This is a genomic window from Mesorhizobium sp. P5_C1 (genome assembly GCF_054049815.1).
In genome coordinates this window covers 1-3,298 of record NZ_JBFULQ010000578.1, presented here as the reverse complement: position 1 = coordinate 3,298, position 3,298 = coordinate 1, and the positions used below count along the sequence as shown (strand labels likewise).

Here is a 3,298-nt window from a genome sequence, read left to right as displayed (position 1 = left end):
CACCAGCCCTTGTTGACATAGAACTGCCTGAGATCGGAGCGCTTGGCGTAGATCGACACCGGCACGTTGTCGATCAGGCTGCGGAACACCTCGTTCTCGCGCATGCTCTCTTCCAGCGCGCGCTCGCGCGCCTTCACCTCGGTGATGTCGGTGCTCGAACCGACCAGATGCACCGATCCGTCCAGCGCCACCAGGCGGCTCTTGCGCGTCATCAATTGCCGGACCGTGCCGTCGCGATGGGTGACGGGTTCCTCGACCTCCTTGACGGCGCCCGTCACGGCCACCTCGGTGTCGTCATGGCTGTAGCTATCGCCATCCTGCCCACCGAACAGCTGGCGGTCGGTGCGGCCGATGACCTCTTCCTTGGCGAGACCTGTTATCGCGCACCAGGCCTTGTTGACGAACTCGATGCTCAGGTCCTGCGCCTTGATGAAGGCAGCCACCGGCAGTTCGTCCAGCACGTGGCGGAACAGATCGATCTGGCGCATCGAGTCGCGCAGCGCCTTCTCGCGGCTCTTGATCTCGGAGATGTCGACGCGAACGCCGATGAACGTGCCATCGTCGGTCCGCATGTCGTAGACCTGATACCAGCGGCCGTCTGGGTTGTGACGTTCGAACGAGGAACTGGACAGGCGATAGCGGGCAAGGATCGCGTCCAGCCAGAGATCGGTGTCGCCGTCGTAGAGCGTGTCGACTTGCGGGTCGCCGCTGTTGCGGAAATAGCCGTTCGAACGGCCGAGAGCCAGCGCCTCGCGGAGTGTGCAGCCGGGCTGCCATACCGGTCTCAAAGCCGGCAGCGTGTCCTGGATCTTGCGGTTGGCGAAAACGAACTTGTCGTCGCGATCGTAGATGATGACGGCCGCCGGCAGGGATTCCAGCACGCTGGCGAGATGCTTGCGCGCATCTTCGGCCTCGGTCTCGCGGCGCTTCATGTCGGAAATGTCGAACAGGAAGCCGGCGACGTAGTTGCGGCCGCTGGCCATGCCGACGCGGCTCTTCCTGACGATCCGCGAGCGGCTGGCGCCATCGGCCTCGAAATTTTCTTCGACTTCGTAGGCACGCCCGCTGGCAAGCACGTCCCGTTCGCTCTGTTCGAAAAGCGCGACATTGCTGCCTGAGACGAAATCGCCGCCGGGCTTGCCAAGCATGGCTTGCGGCGTCTGGCCAAACAAGGCGGCGAACGCCTCGTTGACGAACACAAACCGCAACTGGTCGTCCTTGACGAAGATCGGATCCTTGACGGCGTTGATCACCGCTTCCCCCAGCCGCGCTTTCTCCAGCGCGTCGGCAAGTTCGGCCTCGCGATCCTTCATGTCGGTGACGTCGACATAGGAGATCAGCCGCTTGACGCCGGCCAGCGGCGCCATCGACGAGATCAGCGTGCGGCCGTCATTGCGCGGGAACTGTCGCGATCCGGCGGTGCCGGCCCTGATTTCCGCCTCGCGATCGGCGATGTGCCGCTGCCATGTCGCCTCGTCGGTACCATACGGGTCGACGTCGCGGCTGGCGTCCATCAGCTCGCGGAAGCTGCAGCCGATCTCGGCGCGCCGGGCGTCGATCTGCCAGAAATCGTAGAAGGCACGGTTGATGACTTCGGCGCGCAAATCGGCATCGAGGACGAGGACACCGATCGGCATCTGGTCGACCATGGCGCGAAGGTTGGCGAAGGTCTCCGCGGTCCTGGCATTGGCGTTCTCGACTTCGGCGTCGCGAAGCTTCAGATCGGTTATGTCGTAGTAGGTCAGCAGGCGCTTGCCGCCGGACAGGGCAGTGACCGAGAACATCATGGTCCTGCCGTCGGCATGAGGGAACTCGCGTGGCGCAACGGAGCCGGCGCGGATCTCCTCGAGCCGGGTGGCGAGGTAGCGCTGCCATTGCTGTTCGTCGATATCGCCATAGATGCCGTTGCGGCGGTTGAGTTCCATCAACAGGCTGAACGGGGCGCCGACGGTCACGGCACCGTCCGGGATCCTGGAGAGGTCGCGATAGGCCTTGTTGACGATCAGCRTATCAAGCCTCGCGTCCAGAAGCACGACGCCCATGTGCATGGCGTCCATCGTCCGCTCGAGATCGGCAAGATGCTGGACGGGTTCGCTATCCGCCGCAGGCTTCTGCTCCAGGGCCCCGAAGGCGCCGGCCAGCGCCGTGACGTTGCGGCCAATGCCGCGATAACCGGCAAATCCTCCCTCGCCATCGAACCTTGGAAAGCCCGACGTCAAGATCCAGCGGCAATCGGCGCGGCCGCCTTTCAGCTCATGCACGAAGTCGCGAAACGGCCGATGCGCCTGCAGATCCGCCAGATGCGCGGCACCGCTGCGGTCGCCGTTCACCTGGTCGAGGAAGTCGAAGCGGAACCGGCCAAGCACATCAGCCGGATCGATGCCGGTGGCTGCCTGGTAGTTTTGCGACAGCCAGGAGAAGCGCAATTCGGCGTCGGTCTCCCAGACCCAGTCCGAACCGGCTTCGACCAGCTGGCGAAGCGTGTCGGTCGAATCCCTGCCCGCAGGGGACGGTAATGCAGCGTCGCCATGCGCTGCCGATTTGCGAGGCCCGCGCTTGCCGCGCGCGCCAATTGTGTCGTCCGCTTCCGCCATGCCGTCCCACCCGAAAACCAAGGCCGAACCCTCCCCCGCGGTTCGTCGCCGGAATGTGCCCGACAAGCATTAACGATCCGCTAACCTTAACGGGCGGTTAGATATTTCGGTCGACACGGCCTGCGTTGTTCCGCCGGCTTGCCGGCAGGATTGAAGCCGCTATATAAGCTTCAAGGGATATTGCGGATGGTTGGACGGATCTCGCCTTGCTTCATGGGGCTGATGCTGCTTTTCGGCAGCGGCTGCTCGCGCACCTATGACGGCACCGTGGTCATCCCGAGGCCGCTCGATGTCAGGCGTTTCTGGGATCGGCCGCCACCGCGTGTCGAATACGAGCAGGTTGAAGACGGCGCCTTTCCGGTGGCGCCGCAGCCGCCGCAGCGATTTTCCGAGCGCAGGGTCGTGACCCATGCCCCGCCAAGACAGCACCGGACGAGGGTCTCGACCGCAGCAGCCTCCGCGTCTGAACCGACGAAGCTGCTGACGTGCAGAAACGTCACCGAGCCCGGCAAGAGAGCTCGCATGGTCTGCGAATAGCGATCGATTGGCAAATGCCAGTTAGCAAGCTCTGCGTTCAGAGCGAGGCAGCGCCCTTTTTGGGTTCTTTCGCACCGAGCTTGTCGAGTGCGAGACGTACCTGACGCAAATCGTCCTGCCAGCCGTCATCGTCGCCCATCGGGCTCTCCGACGCAGCCCGCTGCAGC

General features: G+C 63.9%; 2 protein-coding genes. One reads left to right on the top strand and one right to left on the bottom strand.

All coding sequences use genetic code 11. The features are described 5' to 3' along the window. A partial coding sequence (locus ACXJ7R_RS28175) for a PAS-domain containing protein (protein ID WP_457154683.1) occupies nt 1-2,594 on the bottom strand: 2,594 nt, incomplete at its 3' end. Between the two features lie 186 nt (nt 2,595-2,780). Here ACXJ7R_RS28175 and ACXJ7R_RS28170 point away from each other — a divergent pair. After that, nucleotides 2,781-3,131 (top strand): hypothetical protein, encoded by a 351-nt coding sequence (locus ACXJ7R_RS28170; RefSeq protein ID WP_457154682.1) that lies wholly within the window; start codon nt 2,781-2,783, stop codon nt 3,129-3,131. Nucleotides 3,132-3,298: the final 167 nt, after the last annotated feature.

Bases quoted from the DNA above. Each gene is read 5' to 3' on its own strand.
- ACXJ7R_RS28170 (WP_457154682.1), top strand. From the start codon at position 2,781: ATGGTTGGACGGATCTCGCCTTGCTTCATGGGGCTGATGCTGCTTTTC.